Origin of the sequence: Pseudomonas sp. TWI923 (genome assembly GCF_039673365.1) — a bacterium.
Taxonomy (GTDB): Bacteria; Pseudomonadota; Gammaproteobacteria; order Pseudomonadales; family Pseudomonadaceae; genus Aquipseudomonas; species Aquipseudomonas sichuanensis.
Window position 1 is genome coordinate 84,203 of record NZ_JBDJLM010000005.1, and the last position, 18,857, is coordinate 103,059.

13 protein-coding genes are annotated in these 18,857 nt (G+C 64.9%); 10 read left to right on the forward strand and 3 right to left on the reverse strand.

Going from position 1 to position 18,857, the window contains the following annotated elements:
- Positions 1 to 21: 21 nt before the first annotated feature.
- The 5 genes from ABE459_RS04130 to ABE459_RS04150 all read left to right on the forward strand — a co-directional run bounded on the left by ABE459_RS04130 (position 22) and on the right by ABE459_RS04150 (position 6,658).
- Positions 22 to 1,473 carry a heme utilization protein gene (locus tag ABE459_RS04130; RefSeq protein ID WP_110994510.1) on the forward strand — a complete coding sequence of 484 codons (1,452 nt, stop codon included), beginning with the start codon at positions 22 to 24 and terminating at the stop codon, positions 1,471 to 1,473.
- 66 nt (positions 1,474 to 1,539) lie between these two features.
- Positions 1,540 to 2,220: a C39 family peptidase gene (locus ABE459_RS04135; protein ID WP_125858761.1), complete on the forward strand. Its 681-nt coding sequence runs from the start codon at positions 1,540 to 1,542 to the stop codon at positions 2,218 to 2,220.
- A gap of 32 nt (positions 2,221 to 2,252) precedes the next feature.
- Complete coding sequence (locus tag ABE459_RS04140) at positions 2,253 to 2,996, forward strand: hypothetical protein (protein ID WP_323830994.1); 744 nt, start codon at positions 2,253 to 2,255, stop codon at positions 2,994 to 2,996.
- Between the two features lie 46 nt (positions 2,997 to 3,042).
- Positions 3,043 to 4,320, forward strand: coding sequence for a hypothetical protein (locus ABE459_RS04145; RefSeq protein WP_125858763.1), 1,278 nt, complete (start codon positions 3,043 to 3,045; stop codon positions 4,318 to 4,320).
- A 136-nt stretch (positions 4,321 to 4,456) separates the two neighbouring features.
- Complete coding sequence (locus ABE459_RS04150; RefSeq protein ID WP_323830993.1) at positions 4,457 to 6,658, forward strand: LTA synthase family protein; 2,202 nt, start codon at positions 4,457 to 4,459, stop codon at positions 6,656 to 6,658.
- Positions 6,659 to 6,676: 18 nt separating this feature from the next.
- Here ABE459_RS04150 and ilvA read toward each other — a convergent pair whose 3' ends face one another.
- Both ilvA and ABE459_RS04160 read right to left on the reverse strand, forming a co-directional pair.
- Complete coding sequence (ilvA, locus tag ABE459_RS04155) at positions 6,677 to 8,233, reverse strand: threonine ammonia-lyase, biosynthetic (RefSeq protein ID WP_323830992.1); 1,557 nt, start codon at positions 8,231 to 8,233, stop codon at positions 6,677 to 6,679.
- A gap of 186 nt (positions 8,234 to 8,419) precedes the next feature.
- Entirely contained in the window at positions 8,420 to 8,857 is a 438-nt protein-coding gene (locus ABE459_RS04160) for a PACE efflux transporter (protein ID WP_110994504.1), read from the reverse strand.
- Between the two features lie 251 nt (positions 8,858 to 9,108).
- Between ABE459_RS04160 and wecB the strand changes: the two genes are divergently transcribed.
- The 5 genes from wecB (at position 9,109) to ABE459_RS04185 (ending at position 17,520) form a co-directional block, all read left to right on the forward strand.
- Positions 9,109 to 10,263: a UDP-N-acetylglucosamine 2-epimerase (non-hydrolyzing) gene (gene wecB, locus ABE459_RS04165; RefSeq protein ID WP_323830991.1), complete on the forward strand. Its 1,155-nt coding sequence runs from the start codon at positions 9,109 to 9,111 to the stop codon at positions 10,261 to 10,263.
- The gene (gene nrfB, locus ABE459_RS04170) at positions 10,260 to 12,434 is read left to right on the forward strand and encodes a cyclic di-3',5'-guanylate-activated glycosyltransferase NrfB (protein WP_323830990.1); all 2,175 of its coding nucleotides are present in this window, start codon (positions 10,260 to 10,262) and stop codon (positions 12,432 to 12,434) included. Before wecB ends, nrfB begins: the two co-directional genes overlap by 4 nt.
- Positions 12,431 to 15,433: a phage receptor gene (locus ABE459_RS04175; protein WP_323830989.1), complete on the forward strand. Its 3,003-nt coding sequence runs from the start codon at positions 12,431 to 12,433 to the stop codon at positions 15,431 to 15,433. The genes nrfB and ABE459_RS04175 overlap by 4 nt, the downstream gene beginning before the upstream one ends.
- Positions 15,433 to 16,272, forward strand: a complete 840-nt coding sequence (locus ABE459_RS04180) for a DUF4434 family protein (RefSeq protein WP_323830988.1) — start codon at positions 15,433 to 15,435, stop codon at positions 16,270 to 16,272. The genes ABE459_RS04175 and ABE459_RS04180 overlap by 1 nt, the downstream gene beginning before the upstream one ends.
- A 159-nt stretch (positions 16,273 to 16,431) precedes the next feature.
- Complete coding sequence (locus tag ABE459_RS04185) at positions 16,432 to 17,520, forward strand: GGDEF domain-containing protein (RefSeq protein WP_125464187.1); 1,089 nt, start codon at positions 16,432 to 16,434, stop codon at positions 17,518 to 17,520.
- A 38-nt stretch (positions 17,521 to 17,558) separates the two neighbouring features.
- Here the strand turns inward: ABE459_RS04185 and ABE459_RS04190 are convergent, their stop codons facing one another.
- On the reverse strand, positions 17,559 to 18,857 hold the full coding sequence (locus ABE459_RS04190; protein WP_125464188.1) for an ATP-binding protein: 1,299 nt from the start codon (positions 18,855 to 18,857) through the stop codon (positions 17,559 to 17,561).

An 18,857-nucleotide genomic window follows, 5' to 3' on the forward strand; every position in this document is an offset into this window, starting at 1 on the left:
CTAAAAAGACGGAGAAACACCATGAAACCCTCGATGGCAATCAAGCCTCTGGTTTTCGCAATTGCTGCGGTCATGGCTGTTGCTGCACAAGCGGATCAGAACAACCGGCGTGGTCACAATCACGACAGAACGGTCTACACCAACGCCACGGCCAAAGCGACCGATGTGCAAAGAAGCACTGGTAACAAGATCCTCAACGAAGGCACCATCAACAATGCCGAGATGAGCAGTTCCGCCGGTGGCGCCAGCGGTAACGTCGGCATCAACGTGGCGGCCGGTAATGGCAACCAGCAGGACAACGCAGCGGCCATCGCCAACACCGCGTCCGACAACGACTTCGTGTTCGGCACCGCAACCGCCACCGCCAAGGTCGACCAGTACAGCAACGGCAACCGCGTGTACAACTGGTCAACCCAGAACTCCGCAGTCATGAGCGGCTCGGCTGACAACACCAGCGGCAACGTGGGTATCAACGTCGCGGCCGGCGATCTGAACCAGCAGAAAAACACCATGGCCATTGCCAACAACAGTGCGCCCGTCGGCAATTCCACCGCCACTGCTTCGGCCAACCAGAATGGACCTGGCCTGACCGTCGAAAACAGAGCCGATCGCAGCTACACCATCGATACGATCACGCTCACCACCACCAAGAGTGGTTCGTCCTCTAGCAGCGGTTCGTTCGATGCCAGCATCGACAAGAGCTCCAGCTCCAGCTATAGCGCGTCTGGCTCGCAAAGCAGCAGCGCCAGCGGCTCCAACAGCAGCAGCTCGAGCGGTTCGAGCAGCATGACTGCCAGCGGTTCGAACAGCAACAGCTCCAGCGGCTCCAACAGCATGAATGCCAGCGGCTCGCACAGCTCGAATGTCAACGGCACCGCCAGCAGCAACCACAACTCGACCTCGAGCGCTTCGGTGACTGCTTCGCTGGATGCCAGCGCTGCGGGCAGTGCCTCGCAGTCGCAGACCTTCGGCAACCACACCCGCTCCAGCAGTGGTGAGTTCGATGCTTCGCTGACCGCCTCGCTCGACGCGTCGATCGACAAGGCGCACAGCTCGTCCAGCGACTCGGCCTTCGACAAGACGCGCAACTCGTCGTTCGAGAAGGCGTATGACTCCGCGTATGCCAGCAACCATGACTCGTCGTATGACAAGTCTCGCAACAACGCATACGAGAAGGCACACGAGTCGGCATGGGAAAAAGCCAACGCCTCGGCCTACGAGAAATCCGGCGAAAAAGCTTCGCAATCGTCGGACAGCATCTCGAAGAGCTGGAGCGAAGCTAGCGAGTACTCGCTGAGCAACACTGTGTCCTTCCAAGTGCTGACCCCGACCGGCTGGGCCAACCCTGTAACCAACAACGCCACCATGAGTGGTTCGTTGAACGGTGGCAGTGGCAACCTGGGCGTCAACGTGGCCGCCGGTGTGGGCAACCAGCAAAGCAACTCGCTGGCCATCTCCAACACCTCGTTCTGATCGCTGTAGCCAGGAGGCCCCCTTCGGGGGGCCTTCCTTCGAACTGGACCGATGGGGGCATCGAACATGCGAATTTTTGCCTTGGCGTTACTGCTGTGCCTGGCCAGTGTGATCGAAGCCGCCCAGATGCCGTTGTCCGTCCTGCCGGGTGGCGCGGTCATCTACAAACCGATCCAGAGCATCCGCGAACGCAAGTTCGCCGACCTTGTGCAGCAGAAAACCGACTTCAGTTGCGGCGCCGCATCGCTGGCAACCATCCTGCGCCAAGCCTATTGGCTGGACGTGGATGAACAACATGTGATCGAGGGCATGCTGGCCAATGCCGACCAGGACCTGGTCCGCACCCAGGGTTTCTCGATGCTCGACATGAAGCGCTACGTGGAAAGCCTGGGCATGCGTGCCCGTGGCTACCGGGTAGCCCCCGAGTCCCTGCATGACATCCGCATCCCGGTAGTGGTGCTGATGGATATCCGTGGCTACAAGCATTTCGTGGTCATGCAGCGGGTCGACAGGGGCTGGGTCTACATCGGTGACCCGGTGCTGGGCCACAAACGCTTCAAGATCGACGATTTCGTCAAGGGCTGGAACGGCATCATCTTCGCCGTCATCGGCCAAGGCTACGACAAGGGCAATGCGCTGCTCGCGCCACCCCTTCCGCTCAGCGCCAAGAACCGCCTCAACCAATTCACCCCGGTAAAGGACGCGGAGTTGCTGGATTTCGGTTTCATCAGAAGCGACTTCTTCTAACCAATCGGGCATGACGCCCAGGGGAACCTCCCATGAAGACTCCGATCTGGCTGATTGCGGCTTGCCTGGCCGCCAGCCTGCCAACCCAGGCAGAAACGTTCAAACCCATCGAACTCAAGGACCAGGAACTGGCGAATCTACGCGGGCGTTACGTGATGCCGGGGCGGATCGTCAGTTTCGGCATCGTCATGTCCAGCACCTGGCAGAACGCCAACGGTGAAGTGATCGGCGCTACCTCCTCGATGCAGATTCAACAATCGACCATCAAGCCACAGTTCTATGTGTCGATCATCAATGAAAAAGGCAACGGCTCGTCGCAGGTCCAAAGCGCCGGTACCGGTACTGTCAGCGGGGGCGCTGGCCTCAATACCACCCAGGGGGTCACCCAAGTGGTACGCGCGGCGGGCGACTACAACAGCGCCTACAACGATGTCCAGATCACCGTTGCCAGGGGCAACCAGCCACAGGCCAACCAACCACAAGGCCAGGCACTGGCTGCAGGCACGCCCCTGACCGGGGCCAACGGTGCAGGTTCGCTGAGTGTTTCTGCGGCCGGCAACGGCGTGCAGATGAACATCATCGCCGGCAACAACCAGGGCAATACCCTGCAGCGCCTGGGCCAGGGTGGGCTGATGCAGAGCACCACCCTGCTCGGTTCCAGCAATCAGGTGCGCAACATCACCTCGCTCAATGTGGTGCTGCGCGACAACGCCGCAGCCGGGCCGATGAACGCCAACCTGGACCAACTCAAAGGCCTTCGCAATCTCGGATACTGATCTACGCTGAGTCTCATCGTTTGCAGTCAGAAGGGACGGCTAATCCATGCATCGTTTGTTGACGTTCAGAACTATCGTCTGTTTGAGTACCCTGGCCCCGGCCACCTTGCTGGCCGCATCGGACCCACAGGTCGAAGCGCTGAAACAGGAGCTGGTCCAACTGAAGCAACGCTATGAAGCGCAACAAAATGCCCTGATGGTGCTGGAACAACGCCTGCGGCAAGTCGAGGAAGCCCCGCCAGCACCTGCCCCGAAACGCCTGGTCAAGTCGCCCGCCGAAGGGGTCAAGGGCGCTAAAACCGTGGCCACTGGCGCGCCAGGTACGACCGGGAGCTCCTACGGCCAGTCGCTGCAGGACGACTCCCAACCCGCGCAAAGCGTCTCCAACCTGTACGACGAAGCCAGTGGCTTCTTCGGTGGCGGCAAGTTCAGCGTCGAAACCGGCCTGACCTACACCCACTACGATACCCGTGCGCTGACCCTCAACGGCTTTCTGGCGCTGGACGCGATTTTCCTTGGCAACATCAACATCGACCGCATCAAGGCGGACAACTGGACTCTGGACCTGACGGCACGCTACAACGTCGACCAGCGTTGGCAGTTCGACATCAACGCACCCATCGTGTATCGCGAATCCACCTATTCCTCCGGGGGCGCGGGTGGGGCCGCCGCGGCTAACTCCGAAGGCACTGTCACGCGCGACCCCACCCTCGGCGACGTCAACGTCGGGGTGGCCTACAAGTTCATCGATGAGTCGGAAAACTGGCCTGACGCGGTCGCCACGCTGCGCATCAAGGCACCGACCGGCAAGGACCCTTACGGGATCAAGCTCCGGCAGGACCCCGGCAACGACAACCTGGCGATCCCCGAAGACCTGCCGACTGGCAATGGCGTGTGGTCGATCACCCCGGGTATCTCGCTGGTCAAGACCTTCGACCCGGCCGTGCTGTTCGGCAGCCTGTCCTACACCTATAACGTGCAGGATTCGTTCAGTGACATCAGCCCCCAGGTCAACAGCAAGGTCAAAGGTGACGTGAAGCTCGGCGACTCCTGGCAAATCGGCGGCGGTATCGCCTTCGCCCTGAACGAGCGTATGAGCATGTCGTTCTCGGTCACTGACCAGTTCGCCAGCAAAAGCAAGATCAGACCCGACGGTGGCGACTGGCAGTCGATCTCCAACAGCGACTACAACGCGGCCAACTTCAACGTCGGCCTGACCTTCGCCGCCACCGACAACCTGACCATCGTGCCGAACCTGGCCATTGGCCTGACCGAAGATGCGCCGGACTTCTCGTTCAGCCTGAAATTCCCGTACTACTTCTGAGCTTGGCAGCAGAACAGGGCTCGCCTGACGAGCCCGCGTTTTGGTAACCAGCCTTGTCCTACGGCACCTTCCTACCTCCGGCCTGATATCATCACGCACATTTGTGTGACGGTTTCATGGCAAGAGGAACGCTTACGTGAGAAACCTGCTCGGCCACCCCCGCGCCCGGCTGTTTGCCCTGGTGACACTGGTGCTGGTCATTCCCCTGGCGGTTCGTGCCCTGCTGGGCTGGTCCGACCCCCTGGGCTACCTCTCGGACCTGGCCATCGGCAGCTTGCTGGTGATGTTGCTGCGCCGCTGGCCAACCTGGCTGGCCCTGCCCGTACTGCTGGCCTGGGGCGCCCTGCTGATCGCTTCGGCCGAGCTGGTCAGCGCCGTCGGCCGCCTGCCCAACCAGACCGACCTGCACTACCTGTTCGACCCGCAGTTCATGGAGAACTCCACCGGCGGCGCCCTCGCCCACCCCTGGCTGCCCTGGCTGCTGGCCAGTGCGCTGCTGGTGCTGTTGGCCAGCAGCTGGTACAGCCGTGGCCAGCGCGGCACGCCACTGCCACGGGCAGCCTGGGCGCTGCCCGTGGTGCTGCTGGCAAGCCATTGGGGCAGCGAGCAGCTGTTCCCCTCCGACGCCGATCAGTGGCGCCAGTACAACCTGCCGCACCAGCTGTTGTCGGCGGCCACTGGCAACCTGCAGCATCGCGCACGGGTACTGGCCATGGGCGAAACCCCGGTAACGCCACTGCCCAGCGCCGGGCTGACCCAGGCCGACCTCAACGGCCAGAAGCTGCTGGCCGGCCCTGGCAGCGCCCGCAACCTGCTGGTCATCACCCTGGAAGGCATCCCCGGCGCCTACATCCGCGCCAACCGTGAAGCCATCGGCAGCCACTTCGACCAGGACCTGATGCCCAACCTCAGCCGCTGGGCCGAGCGCGGCATGAACACGCCGGACTACGTGCTGCACACCCACCAGACCATTCGCGGCCTGTACGCCATGCTCTGCGGCGACTACGACAAGCTGGCCAACGGCACGCCCAAGGGCGTCGAGCTGCTGACCCAGGACCTGCGCAACCAGGCCTGCCTGCCGGCGCAACTGCGCCAGGCCGGCTTTTCCACCCACTACCTGCAGGGCGCCGGGCTGCGTTTCATGGCCAAGGACCGGATCATGCCGCACATCGGCTTCGACGCGATGCATGGCCTGGAATGGTTCAAGAACGACAACTACCTGGAGTTCCCCTGGGGCAAGGACGACCGCGCCTTCTTCGAAGGGGCCCTGGGTTATGTCGGCGAGCTGCGCAAGCAACGCCAACCCTGGATGCTCACCCTGCTCACCGTTGGCACCCACCAGCCTTATTCGGCGCCGGAGGACTACCTGCAGCGCTACGACACCGCCAAGCAGGCCGCAGTTGCCTACCTCGACGACGCCCTGGGCAGCTTCCTCGACAACCTGGAACGCCAGGGTGTGCTCAAGGACACCCTGGTGGTGATCACCTCGGACGAATCCCACGGCATAGACGGCGTGCGCCTGGCGTCATCCTGGGGCTTCAACCTGACCCTCGCCCCCGAGCAGGCACAGCTGCCACGGCTCAAGCGCGGCACCTACGGCCATATCGACCTGGCCACCTCGCTGCTCGACTACTATGCCCTGCCGATCCCCGCGGCCCTGGCCGGGCGCTCGCTGTACCGCGACTACGATACCGGCCGCGAGATGATCGCCTACACCAACGGCGTGCTGCGTTACCACGATGGCCAGGGCACCCTCAGCGAGTGCGACTTCCAGCAACGCTGCCGGCGTTACGCCAGCGCAGGTTTCATCGCCGAGCAGGCCAAGTTCCTTGGCCGTGGCGAAGACAGCCTCGGGCCGCAGATCAATCTGCTGGCAACCACCCTCGACCAGTCGCTGCTGCAAACCCCGCTCAACCTGCGCTACCAGTTTGGCGGGCCGGCGCCCATCGCCCTGCATGAGCGCATCCGCGACGACTGGGCCGACAACCTGATCGGCGCCCAATACCTGGAGATGCCCGAGGGTTCGCGCACCAAGGTGCGTATCAAGGTCCGCGCGCTCGACCCGCAGCACGACGCCTACATCCGCCTCAAGGCCAAGGAAAGCGAGCAGGACGTGCAGCTTGGCCTGCCCGAAGAAGTGCTGGTGACCGCAGGCCAGCCGCTTGAGATGGAGTTCGACTTCGACAACCCGACCCAGCGCAAGGCGTTTTCCTTCCACTTGCTGGGGTACGGCGGTGGTGAAGTCGAAGTCAGCGACTTCAGTGTCATCACCGCCCTGCCGGGTGAGGAAGAACCTGCGGACGAACTGGTCGAAGGGCATATCGCCCATTCCAGCTGAGCTGCAACCGCCTGGGCCTTACCCCAGGAACAGGCGGTAGGCCGGGTTGTCGGTCTCGTCCCAGTAGCGGTAGCCCATCGCGTCGAGCGCCGCCGGCAGCCCCTGCAACTCGTCATCCGGTACCTCCAGCGCGGCAAACACCCGCGCTTCGGCCGCGCCGTGATTGCGGTAATGGAACAGGCTGATGTTCCAGCGCTTGCCCAGGCGCTCAAGGAAGCCCAGCAACGCCCCCGGCCGTTCGGGGAACTCGAAGCGCAGCACCCTCTCGTTCACCCCTGGCGCGGCATGCCCGCCAACGGTGTGGCGCACGTGCAACTTGGCCAGTTCGTTGTCGGTCAGATCGAGCACCTGGTAACCCTGCCCGGCCAGGCTCGCCAGCAGTTGCTCGCGCGGATCGTGCTGCGGGTGGGTCTGTACGCCAACGAACAGCCGCGCCTCCTTGCCCGGGTAGTAGCGGTAGTTGAACTCGGTGATCTGGCGTTTGCCCAGGGCCTGGCAGAACGCCCGGAAACTGCCTGGCTGCTCGGGGATGGTCACGGCGATCACCGCCTCGCGCTGCTCACCCAGCTCAGCCCGCTCGGCCACATGGCGCAGACGATCGAAATTGACGTTGGCACCCGAATCGATGGCCACCAGCACTTGCCCCTGCAGCCCTTCACGGGCCACGTATTTCTTGATCCCGGCGACCGCCAGGGCACCGGAGGGCTCGGTGATCGAGCGGGTATCGTCGTAGATGTCCTTGATGGCCGCGCACAGCTCATCGTTGCCCACCGTCACCACCTCGTCGACGAAGTGCCGGCACAGTTCGAAGCAGTGGGCACCGATCTGCGCCACCGCGACGCCGTCGGCAAAGGTCCCCACCTGCGGCAGGATCACCCGCTCACCGGCCGCCAGGGCGGCCTGCAGGCAGTTGGAGTCGGCCGGTTCCACACCGATCACCTTCACCTCCGGGCGCAGGTACTTCACATAGGCGGCAATGCCGGCGATCAGCCCGCCGCCGCCCACCGGCACGAAGATCGCGTGCAACGGGCCAGGATGCTGGCGCAGGATCTCCATGGCCACGGTGCCTTGCCCGGCGATCACGTCCGGGTCGTCGAACGGCGGCACGAAGGTGGCGCCGTCCTGGTCGGCCAGGGCCAGCGCATGGGCCAGTGCATGGGGGAAGCTCTCGCCGTGCAGCACCACATGGCCGCCCCGCGAGCGCACGCCCTCGACCTTCAGCGAAGGCGTGGTGGTGGGCATGACGATGGTGGCCTTGATGCCCAGGTGCGAGGCCGCCATGGCCACGCCCTGGGCGTGGTTGCCCGCTGACGCGGTGATCACCCCGCGCGCACGCTGGGCGTCGGTCAGGCGTGACAGGCGGGTGTAGGCGCCGCGAATCTTGAACGAGAACGTCGGCTGCAGGTCTTCACGCTTGAGCAGTACCGGGTTGCCAAGCGCGGCCGACAGCGCCGGAGCTGGTTGCAGCGGGGTCTCGATGGCCAGGTCGTATACCGGCGCGCCAAGAATGCGGCGCACCTGCTCGGACAGCAGTTGCTGGGGCGTGGTACGGGGGCTGACGCTCAGATTGGTCATCGATGACTCCTGGTTTTCTTGATGTTGCCCAGGAGTCAGAGAGAAGAAACCCGCCTCCAGGGCGGGTTCGGTGCACGTACGCGCTAGCCCGCCAATCCGATAATGGCGGTAATAATAATGCTCGCGGTGCGCAGGTGCGGGAATGTGTTCATGGGTCGGGAACTTATCCTGCGCAGTTCTCGCAAGTCAACACCCTTTCGCGGCGTCCTGCGCCGATAGCGGCACATCGAACACCTTGTCGAACCCCCACTGGAAGACAAAGGCATACACAAAAAAGAAGGCGAACAACGCCAGGTTGGTGACCAGCGCCGCCCACAAGCTGATGCCCAGCCAGTACGCCACCAGCGGCAGCAGGATCAGTACCAGCCCGCCCTCGAAACCCAAGGCATGCAGCAGCCGGCGCAGGAAGGTGCGGCTGCGCTGGGGCTGGCGTGCTTCCCAGCGCTCGAAGGCCCAGTTGAAGGCCATGTTCCAGCTCATGGCGATCGCCGACATGAGCATCGACAACACCGCCGATTCGGCCATGCCGGCGCCGAACGCCAGCTCCAGCGCCGGCGCCACGCAGGCCACGGCGATGGCCTCGTAGAGGATGGCCTGGACGATCTTGCGGGCCTTGCCTTGCATGTGCTGCTCCCGAAAACAAAGAGCTACAACATAACAAAATATGGGGTCCTGGAAAAAGCCTGCAATAAATTTTGAACCCTCGGCGGCCCGCACAGCTCCACAGGTTGCCGTGCAAAGCCATGGCGTTGACCTGGATCGCTTGCACCCACTCATCCATTGGACAACCGCGCCTCCGGCTGCTTCTATCAATCATTCGCAAGGAGTGCTTTGTCCTACAACTTCGTCCAGGGAATCGAACGAGGAGTTAGACCATGGCCTACACCGTCATGATGGTATTCGGTACCCGCCCTGAAGCAATCAAGATGGCCCCACTGGCCCGGGTGCTGCGCAACTGGCCCGAAGTCGACCTGCATATCTGCTCCACCGGCCAGCACCGCGAGATGCTCGAGCAAGTGCTCACCGCCTTCGGCCTGCGGGTCGACCAGGACCTCAAGGTGATGACCCAGAACCAGACCCTCAACGGCCTGGCCCGCGACCTGCTGGACAAACTCGACAGGGCCTATGAGCAGACCAGGCCCGACATCGTGCTGGTGCATGGCGACACCACCACCAGTTTCATCGCCTCCCTGGCCGCCTTCCACCGGCACATCCCCATCGGCCACGTCGAGGCCGGCCTGCGCACCGGCAACCTGCAGCAACCCTGGCCCGAGGAAGCCAACCGGCGCCTGACCGGGGTGCTCGCCGACCTGCACTTCACCCCCACCCGCGACTCCGACGCCAACCTGATCCGTGAAGGCGTGCCCCCGGAGCACATCGAGGTCACCGGCAACACGGTGATCGACGCCTTGCTGTGGATGCGCGACAAGTTGCAGAAAGAAAACTGGCGCCCGGCCGCCGAATCGCCGCTGAACGTGCTGCGCGATGACCAGCGCATGGTGCTGATCACCGGCCATCGTCGAGAAAACTTCGGCAGCGGTTTCGAGCGTATCTGCCTGGCCCTGGCCGAGCTCGCCCTGCGCTACCCGGACGTCCAGTTCCTGTACCCGGTGCACCTCAATCCGCAGGTGCAGCATGCCGTGTACAGCGTGCTGTCCGGCCGCGATAACATCCACCTGGTCGCCCCCCAGGACTATCCGCACTTCGTCTGGCTGATGAACCGTGCCCACCTGATCCTCACCGACTCCGGCGGTGTGCAGGAAGAAGCCCCCGCCCTGGGCAAGCCGGTGCTGGTACTGCGCAAGGTCACCGAGCGCCCCGCCGTGCTCAAGGGCGGCACGGTCAAGCTGGTCGGCACCCTGACCGAACGCATCGTCCACGAAACCAGCCAACTGCTCGACGACCCCGACGCCTACGCGCGCATGGCCCGGGTCTACACCCCGTTCGGTGACGGCCATGCCAGCGAGCGTATTGCCGAGCGCCTGAGCCGCTGGTTCGCCGAACAACATGCCGCACGGGACAACGCATGAGCCTGGCCTTCGTCGACTTCCTTACCTACGTGCTGTTCGGCCTGAAGATCGTTGCCATCATCCTGGCCACGCTGATGTTCCTGCTGGGCCTGGACGACCTGTTCATCGACCTGTGCTACTGGGGCCGCACGCTGATCCGGCGCTTTCGCATCTACGACAAGCACGACAAGGCCGACGAAAAACGCCTGTTCGAGATGCCGGAAAAACCCCTGGCGATCATGGTCCCGGCCTGGAACGAAGTCGGCGTGGTCGGCGAGATGGCCCGCCTGGCGGCTTCGACCATCGACTACGAGAACTACCAGATCTTCGTCGGCACCTACCCCAACGATCCGCAAACCCAGGCCGACGTCGATGCCGTGTGCCTGCACTACCCCAACGTGCACAAGGTGGTATGCGCCCGCCCCGGCCCCACCAGCAAGGCCGACTGTCTGAACAACATCATCGACGCCATCCTGCGCTTCCAGCAGGACGCGCGCATCGAGTTCGCCGGCTTCATCCTGCATGACGCCGAAGACGTCATCTCGCCCATGGAACTGCGCCTGTTCAACTACCTGCTGCCGAACAAGGACATGATCCAGATCCCGGTGTACCCCTATGCCCCGGAATGGAAAGGCTTCACCGCCGGGCACTATGTCGACGAGTTCGCCGAGAACCACGGCAAGGACGTGATCGTGCGCGAGGCGCTCACCGGCCAGGTACCCAGCGCCGGCGTGGGCACCTGCTTCAGCCGCCGGGCGATCAGCGCCCTGCTCGAAGACGGCGACGGCATCGCCTTCGACGTGCAATCGCTGACCGAGGACTACGACATCGGTTTCCGGCTCAAGCAAAAGGGCATGAAATGCATCTTCGCCCGCTACTCCATCACCGACCCGGCCCTGGCCCTCAAGCAGGAGTGGCGCCCCGGCATGAGCCGCGCATTCGCCCAGGTGATCTGCGTGCGCGAGCACTTTCCCCGCGACTGGCAGCATGCCATTCGGCAGAAGTCGCGGTGGATCGTCGGCATCGTGTTCCAGGGCACCAGCAACCTCGGCTGGAGCCGCACCGGCGCGCTCAACTACTTCCTCTGGCGCGATCGCCGCGGCCTGTTCGCCTACCTGCTGAGTTTTTTGGTCAACCTGTTGCTGCTGGTGCTGCTGGCCATGTGGCTGGTCACGGTGATTGCGCCGGAGTCGTGGCGTTTCATGTCGATCCTCAGCGACAGCAAGCTGCTCAGCCTGCTGCTTTGGCTCAACGGCCTGCTGCTGGTCAACCGGCTGTTCCAGCGGTTCTGGTTCGTCACCCGCTACTACGGCATCTTCGAGGGGTTGCTGTCGGCACCTCGGATGATGTGGAGCAACTTCGTCAACTTCTTCGCCAACCTGCGCGCCCTGCGCCAGGTCATGGAGATGGGCGACTCACGGCGCGTGGCCTGGGACAAGACCACCCATGAGTTCCCTGCCCTCGCCACCCCGGCACGCACGCCGCTGGGGCATCGCCTGATGGAAAAGGGCCTGATCACCGAGCAGCAACTGGAGCAGGCGATCACCAGCCCGGTGCGCCGACGCCTGGGCCGCGAACTGTTGTTGCGCGGCTGGCTCACCAGCGAACAGTTGGTTCAGACCCTGGCCGAGCAGCTCGACCTGCCGTGGGCGCCCCTCAACCCCTTCAAGATCGACCGGCAACTGATCGACAAGCTGCCGCGCAAGCTCGCCACCCACTACGGCGTGTTACCGGTAGAGGAAGACGGCGACACCCTGGTGCTGGCCAGCGAAAGCCCGGTCAGCCAGGTTTCGCTGGGGGTCATCAGCCGCCAGCTCAAGCGCCCGGTGCGGGCCCGTCTGGCTCCCCAGGGCCGGGTCACGCTCGGCCTGCGCTACCACTACCCGAGCCCCTGGCAGCAGCCTGAGACCCGCCAGATGCTCAAGGTGCTGGAGCGCCACCAGGACGATGCCGAGCTGATCGAGAAGGTCTGCACCCACCAGGTCATGCTCGGCACCCTGCTGCAAGTACGTGGCATGGTCCCAACCACCCTGTTCAACCAGGCACTGATCGACTTCGACCCCGAACGGCAGAGCCTTGGCGAGCACCTGATCGAACGCGGGATCATCACCGAGGCGGTGTTGCAGCAGGCGCTCGACGAACAGGCCAGCGAACAGCAGGCCGCCTATGAACTGACCCGGGAGGTGGCATGACGCCGCGTTTTTCCCTGAGTGTGGCCAGCCTGTTGCTGTGCACCTCTGCCCTGGCCGCACCCACGGCACCCATGAGCGACTTCCAGCGCTTCACCAGCTACCCGTTCATGGAGCGTGGCTACCGTGAAGCGCAACGGGACAACTGGGCCGAGGTCGAGCGGCTTACCCGCCACGTGCTCAAACGCGTGCCCAACAACAACGAGGCCCGCGCCCTGCTGGCCGAGGCCCTCGCCCACCAGCGCCGCTACAAGGAAGCCGAGGCCATCGCCGATGACCTCGACGACAACCCCGAACATGCCAACGCCCTGCTGGAGCTGCGCCTGACCTGGATCGAGCAGGACCCGCCGCCCGCCAGCCAGGTGGAGGGCTGGCTGGCCAGCAGCGACGCCAACCAGCGCATCCGCCTGTGGCAGGCCTACAGCCTGAGCCTGGCCAAGTTCGGTGGCGCACGCCGCGCCCTGGACTGGCTCAACCAGTTGCCGCCACGGGACGACGGCGCAGTGCTGCGCCTGGCCCGGGGCACGTTCGCCGAACAGTTGCGCAACTGGGGGGAAACCATCGAACAGTTGCAACCCTTGGCCGCCAAGGGCCAACTGCCACCGGCAGACTGGCAGCGGCTGGCCAATGCCTACATCCAGCAGGTCGACGAACAGGGCCTGACCAAACTGCTGGCCAGCGCCCCATCACCCCAGGCTGCCACCCAGGCACGCCTGGCCATGGCCGAACGAGCTATCGCCATGGGCCATAACCAGCAAGCCCAGCGCTGGTTGCAGAGCCTGCCCGCCGAACAATTGCAGCAGCCCGAACAGCGTCAGCAATTGTGGGAGCTGGCCCGCGCAGGCAACGACGCCGCACTGGTACGCAGCCTGAGCAACCAGTTGCAGCGCCCCTGCCTGGAAACCGTCGATTGGCTGTCGCGCAAGGACCCGGCGCTGGCCCGCGAGCAGCTGGGCCAATGCCAGGCCAATGGCGATGAACGTGCTTACGCCATCCTCAAACAGCGCTTGTATGGCGACCCGCCTCGCCCACCGCAACCACACACGCCTGCGCAATGGGAGCAGCGTTACCGCCAGACCGGCGACCTTGCCGCGCTGGAACAAGCCAGTTTCATGTGGCTGGAACAAGGCCAGGTAGAGCGCGCCCGGCAACTGCTCGAGCAGGCCTACGACCGCCGCCAGGGCCGCCTCACACCTGCACTGTTGCAACGCCTGGGCAACCTCTACGCCCGCAACGACGGCCCGCTGAACAGCCAACGCATGCTTGCCCTGGTGCCACGGGTGGATGCCGCCACACGCGGGCAACTGCTCGGCCGCCTGGCCGAGAACGGCCAGTGCGATGCCGTGCGCCGGGCGATCCCGGCCAACCCCAGCGAGGCCGGCCAGTACCGCGCCCTGGGCCGCTGTGCCATGCCCGACCGGCCCGGTGAAGCGGTGGTCTACTACCAGGCCGCCGAGCGCCTGGGCGACACCAGCAGCCGGCTGCCCCTGGCCTACGCCCTGGAGGCCTCGGGGGATTCCCAGGCGGCCCTGGCGATCTGGAACAGCCTGCCGGCCAGTGCCTGGACCGACAACGCCCGCCTCACCGCCGCCCGCAGCGCCTTGAATGCCGGCGACGCCAACGCCGCACGCCGCCATTGGGACGCCGCAGCGCACAACAGCTCCGACGACTGGGCACTGGGTGCTGCCATCGCCCAGCGCCAGGGAGATACCGCGCAAGCGCTGGCGTTCCAACGCGAAGCCCTGCGCCACGCGCCCCGCGCCGACCACTACTACGCCGCCGCCAACACTGCCCAGCAGGCCGGCGACAGCGCCCAGAGCACCGCCTGGCTGGCTGAAGCCGTACGCCTGGCCCCGGACCAACCGCGCTACCGCGCCGACTACGGCATGCGCCTGGCCGGTTCCGCGGACAAACAGCAACGCCGCCAGGCGATCCCCTACCTGGAACGCGCCACCCGCGATTTCCCCGAGGACTACCGCCTGGGCGAAACCCTGGCCCTGCGCTACGACGAAGCCGAGGACAGCGCCTCGGCCCGCCGCGAACTGCGTCGGGTGCTGGACGTCGAGCAGAACCTGGTCGACGGCGACGACGAGTACGGCAGCCTGGAGGCGCGCAAGTACCGCCAGCGCCGCGCCCACGAAACCCTGTCACGGCGCGACAGCATCACCCTGGCAAGTACCTGGTCGCCCGCCGGCACCTCGACCAACGACAAGTTCCTCGACAACGGCCAGCGCAGCGGCAGTTCGCGTCGCGCCCAGTCGCAGAACGTGCAGTTGGCCATGTGGGACCACGCCCTGGGCGAAGAGCCCAGCCGCAACGGCAGCACCCTGTCGGTATACGGCCGGGTGCTGTTCGGCGGCCAGAGCCGCACCGACTACGCGCAAAGCATGGGCACCGGCGTGGGCCTGCGCTACAAACCCATCGGCCAGGCCAACCTCAACCTGTACGCCGAGCTCTATCACCAGCGCCAGATCGACAGCGACCACTACAACGGCCTGAGCCTGGGCGAGCTGCTCAGCCCGGCCAAGGTCGGCGGCAACTGGGGCGACCTGCGCCACCACGCCGAGTCAAGCAACGACCTGCTGCTGCGTGCCACTGCCTCGTTCCTCGACCAGGGCCGCTACCGCAACGACTGGCGTATCGATGAGGACGACTGGGACGAGCGCTTCCTGTACCTCGACGCCGCCTGGTGGACCCGCGCAGGCGACCACGCCTGGCTGTCGCGCTTCCAGCAAGGGCATGCCTGGAAGCTGCGCGGTGACTCGCCGCAGACCATCATGCCTTACGGCTTCCTCGAGTTTTCCAGCCAGGACCCGAGCAACGACTGGCGCCAGGATGCCCGCACGGGCGTGGGCGTGCGCTGGCAATGGTGGTTCGACGACGACCGCTACAACGCCTATCCAGGCTCCCTCAAGGTCCGTGCCGAGTACCAGCAATCGCTGGGGGGCAACCTCTATGAGCGGGCCAACGGTGTGCTGCTGGGTGTGGAGATGAACTTCTGATGCGTACGCTGCTACTGGCCTGCCTGCTTGCCCTGTGCCTGCCCGCGCAGGCCGACCAGCGCCTGTTCTACCAGCCGCTCAACCGCGATGCCACGGTCACGCCAGGCCAATGGCAGCAGCTATGGCACGCCACCGTGGCCCAAGGCGGCAAGACCCTGATCGTGCAATGGAGCGCCTATGGCGACAGCGACTTCGGCGGCGCCGACGGCTGGCTCGCCAACAGCCTGCGTGAAGCCCGGGCCCAGGGCCTGCAACTGGTGCTGGGCCTGTACATGGACCCGGCCTACTACCAGCGCCTGGAAGAGCTCGACAACGAGGGCCTGAACAACTACTTCAAGGCCCAGCTCGGCCGTTCGCTCAGCCAATACCAGAAGCTGCGCAATGACTGGGCGCTGCCTGTGGAAGGCTGGTACCTGCCGCTGGAGCTGGACGACCTGCACTTTCGCGATGCCGAGCGCCGCGCGGCGCTGCATGCTCAGCTGCAGGCATTCAACCGGCAACTGGACAAGCCGCTGCACATAAGCACGTTCAGTGCCGGGCAGTTGTCGCCAGGGGTCAACGGCGCCTGGCTGGAGGAGCTCGCCGGGCTTGGACTGAGCGTGTGGTGGCAGGATGGCGCCGGCACCGGGCGCTTGCCGTCACTGGTGCGCCAAAGCTACGAACAGGCCCTGCCCTGTCGGGTAGGTATCGTGCGCGAGGCCTTCCGCCAGGTCAGTGCACCGGGGCAGCCGTTTCGCGCCGAGCCCGCGCAGCCCATGCTGACCGGGGGATGCCATGCCGAAGCGGTGTTTGCCTTGCGTTACAGGCCGTGGGCAAAAGGCGTGCTGTCGCAAGATTGAACCATGCCATTTGCAATGAGTGTCTTCGCGGGGCAAGCCCGCTCCCACGCTGAAGAATTGCGCCAGCCCAGCTTCTTGGTGCAGTCCATCAGCGTGGGAGCGGGCTTGCCCCGCGAGAGGCCCGAGACAACAACACATCAACTGCTGGCAACCCTGAACATGTACAAAACCCTCGAAGCCCACATCCGCCAACAGGTCGCCCCGGCCGCTCTGCGCGCCGAGTTCCGCCAGCACGAATACGAGGCCATGCACCGCTTCTGCCTGCTGATCTTCTGCGTCGGTATCGCCATCTGGCTGGTCTTCGACCTGATCATCAGCTACCTCGGCGGCCAGGGCTTCACCTGGATTTCCGGCGCCTTCATCGCCGTGCTGTGCAGCCTCACCGTGGTGCTCGGCTTCACCCGCCGGAGCCGCCATTTCGACGTGCTGCACCTGCTGTTTCTCGGCGTGCTCACCTTGGGCATGCGCCTGGTGATCGACGGCATCCCCATCGCCCTGCGTCCGGTCTGGCTGATCCTGGTGGTGGCTACCGTGCTCTATACCGTGTCGATCCTGCCGATACGGCGCTGGTCGTTCTTCACCGCCATGGCCATCACCTGGCTGATACTCAACCCCTTCTACCATACCCACATCCAGGTCCTGGAGCTCGAAGGCGCCATGCTGCTGAGCTACGCGGTATGCCTCAGCGGCCTGGTGATCTATAGCTACCTGCGCATCCGCCAGGCCAAGCTGCACAACTTCTACCTGTCCAAGGTGCTGCTCGACCAGGCCTATGTGGATGTGCTCACCGAAATCCCCAACCGCCGCTCGTTCATGGCCAAGGCCGAACGCCAGCTGCAAATGGCCGGCCCCGGGCAGTACCTGGCGATGATCGACATCGACAACTTCAAGAAGGTCAACGACCAGTACGGCCATGACATCGGCGACGAGGTGCTCAAACGCGTGGCCAGGCATATCCGCGCCTCGATGGGTGCCTTCGAGTTCGCCCGCCTGGGCGGCGAGGAATTCGCCATCTTCTTCCAGGGGCTGGACCAGCAGGCCGCCGAGCAGCAGGTGGTCGCCCTGTGCCGCCGGGTGCGCGAAGACAGCGCCGAGTACCCGGTGACCATCAGCATCGGCCTGACCGCGGTGGCCAGTGGCGACACCCTGACCATGGCGCTGATCCGCGCGGACCAGGCGTTGTACGCGGCCAAGCACAGCGGCAAGGATCGGTTCGTATTGTGGAGCGCGCCCTTGGCAGGGCAATGACAACCTGTACCAGCGATAGGGCCGGACCGGGTAACCCATCACCCCGCCGGCAATCGAATCCTGAACTGCGCCCCACCCAGCGCCGACTGCGCCACGGTCAAGGTCCCGCCCTGCCCCTCGATGGCTCGCCGGCTGATCGCCAGCCCCAGCCCGAACCCGCCGGTATTGCGATCACGGCTACGGTCCAGGCGGTAGAACGGTTGGAAGATCCGCTCGCGCTCCTCCACCGGGATGCCAATGCCGTCATCCTCCACCGTCAGCAGGCAGGCGCCGTCGTCCTCCAGGCGCAGGCGCAGCAGCAGGCTCTCGTCGCAGTAGCGCATGGCATTGCGCACCAGGTTCTGTACCGCGCGGGCGGTCAGCCTGGGGTCGAGCACGAAGCGCGGCAAGTCGCCCTCGCTGCGCACTTCCCACTGGATACCCCGGCCATCGAGCTCTTCGGCAAAACTGCCGAGCACGCTGTCGACCAGCTCCAGCAGCGACACCTCGACCCGCTCGCGGGCCTGATTGGCATTCTCCAGGCGGCTGTAGGACAGCAGCTCAAGCACCAGTTCATCCAGCTCGCGCACATGGCCGACCAGTTCCAGCAGGCGCTTGCGGCTGGCCGGCGGCACTTCGTCGTACAGCAGCACCAGGCCGAAATCCAGCCGCGTCAGCGGTGTGCGCAACTCATGGGACACGGCATTGAGCAGCTCGCGCTGCTGGTTGAGGTGGCGCTCCAGGTCGCCGGCCATGGTATCGAACACCCCGGCCAGCTCGCCGATGTTCGAACGCGGCGGGATGTGCGTGCGCTCGGCCAGGTCACCCTGGCCCAGGCGCCTCGCGGTCTCCTTCAGCCGCTCCAGGTCGCGCCAGTGCGGCCATACCCACAGCAGCAGGCAACCGAGCATGGCGGCGCCGATCAGCACCGTCACGCCCCACGACAGCACGTTGATGTCCAGCGGGTCGGGCGGTGAGTGCAGGCGCACCAGCCACTGCTTGTCCAAGGGGGCCAGCACCGTTTCGTAGTAACCCCAGTCGGCGATCCGCACCGCGTGCTGGCCGTGCTCCAGGCGGCCCCGCTCTTCCTGGTCGAGGTCGGCCTGGTCCATCGTCAGCAGCTGCACCTCCAATGGCGCAAAGGCCTTGGCCAGCTCCTGCTCCACCGCGGGCCACAGCTCGCGCGGCGCCTGCTGGAACTGACGCACGATCAACGACTGCACGCCCTTGGTCTGGTCCAGGTTGTAAGCCATGAAGCGCCCGTGGAAGGCGCCGACGATGGCATCGGGGATCAGCAGCAAGGCGCCGGCATAGGCGACGATGATCACCAGGTACAGGCGCACCAGGATCTTCAGCAT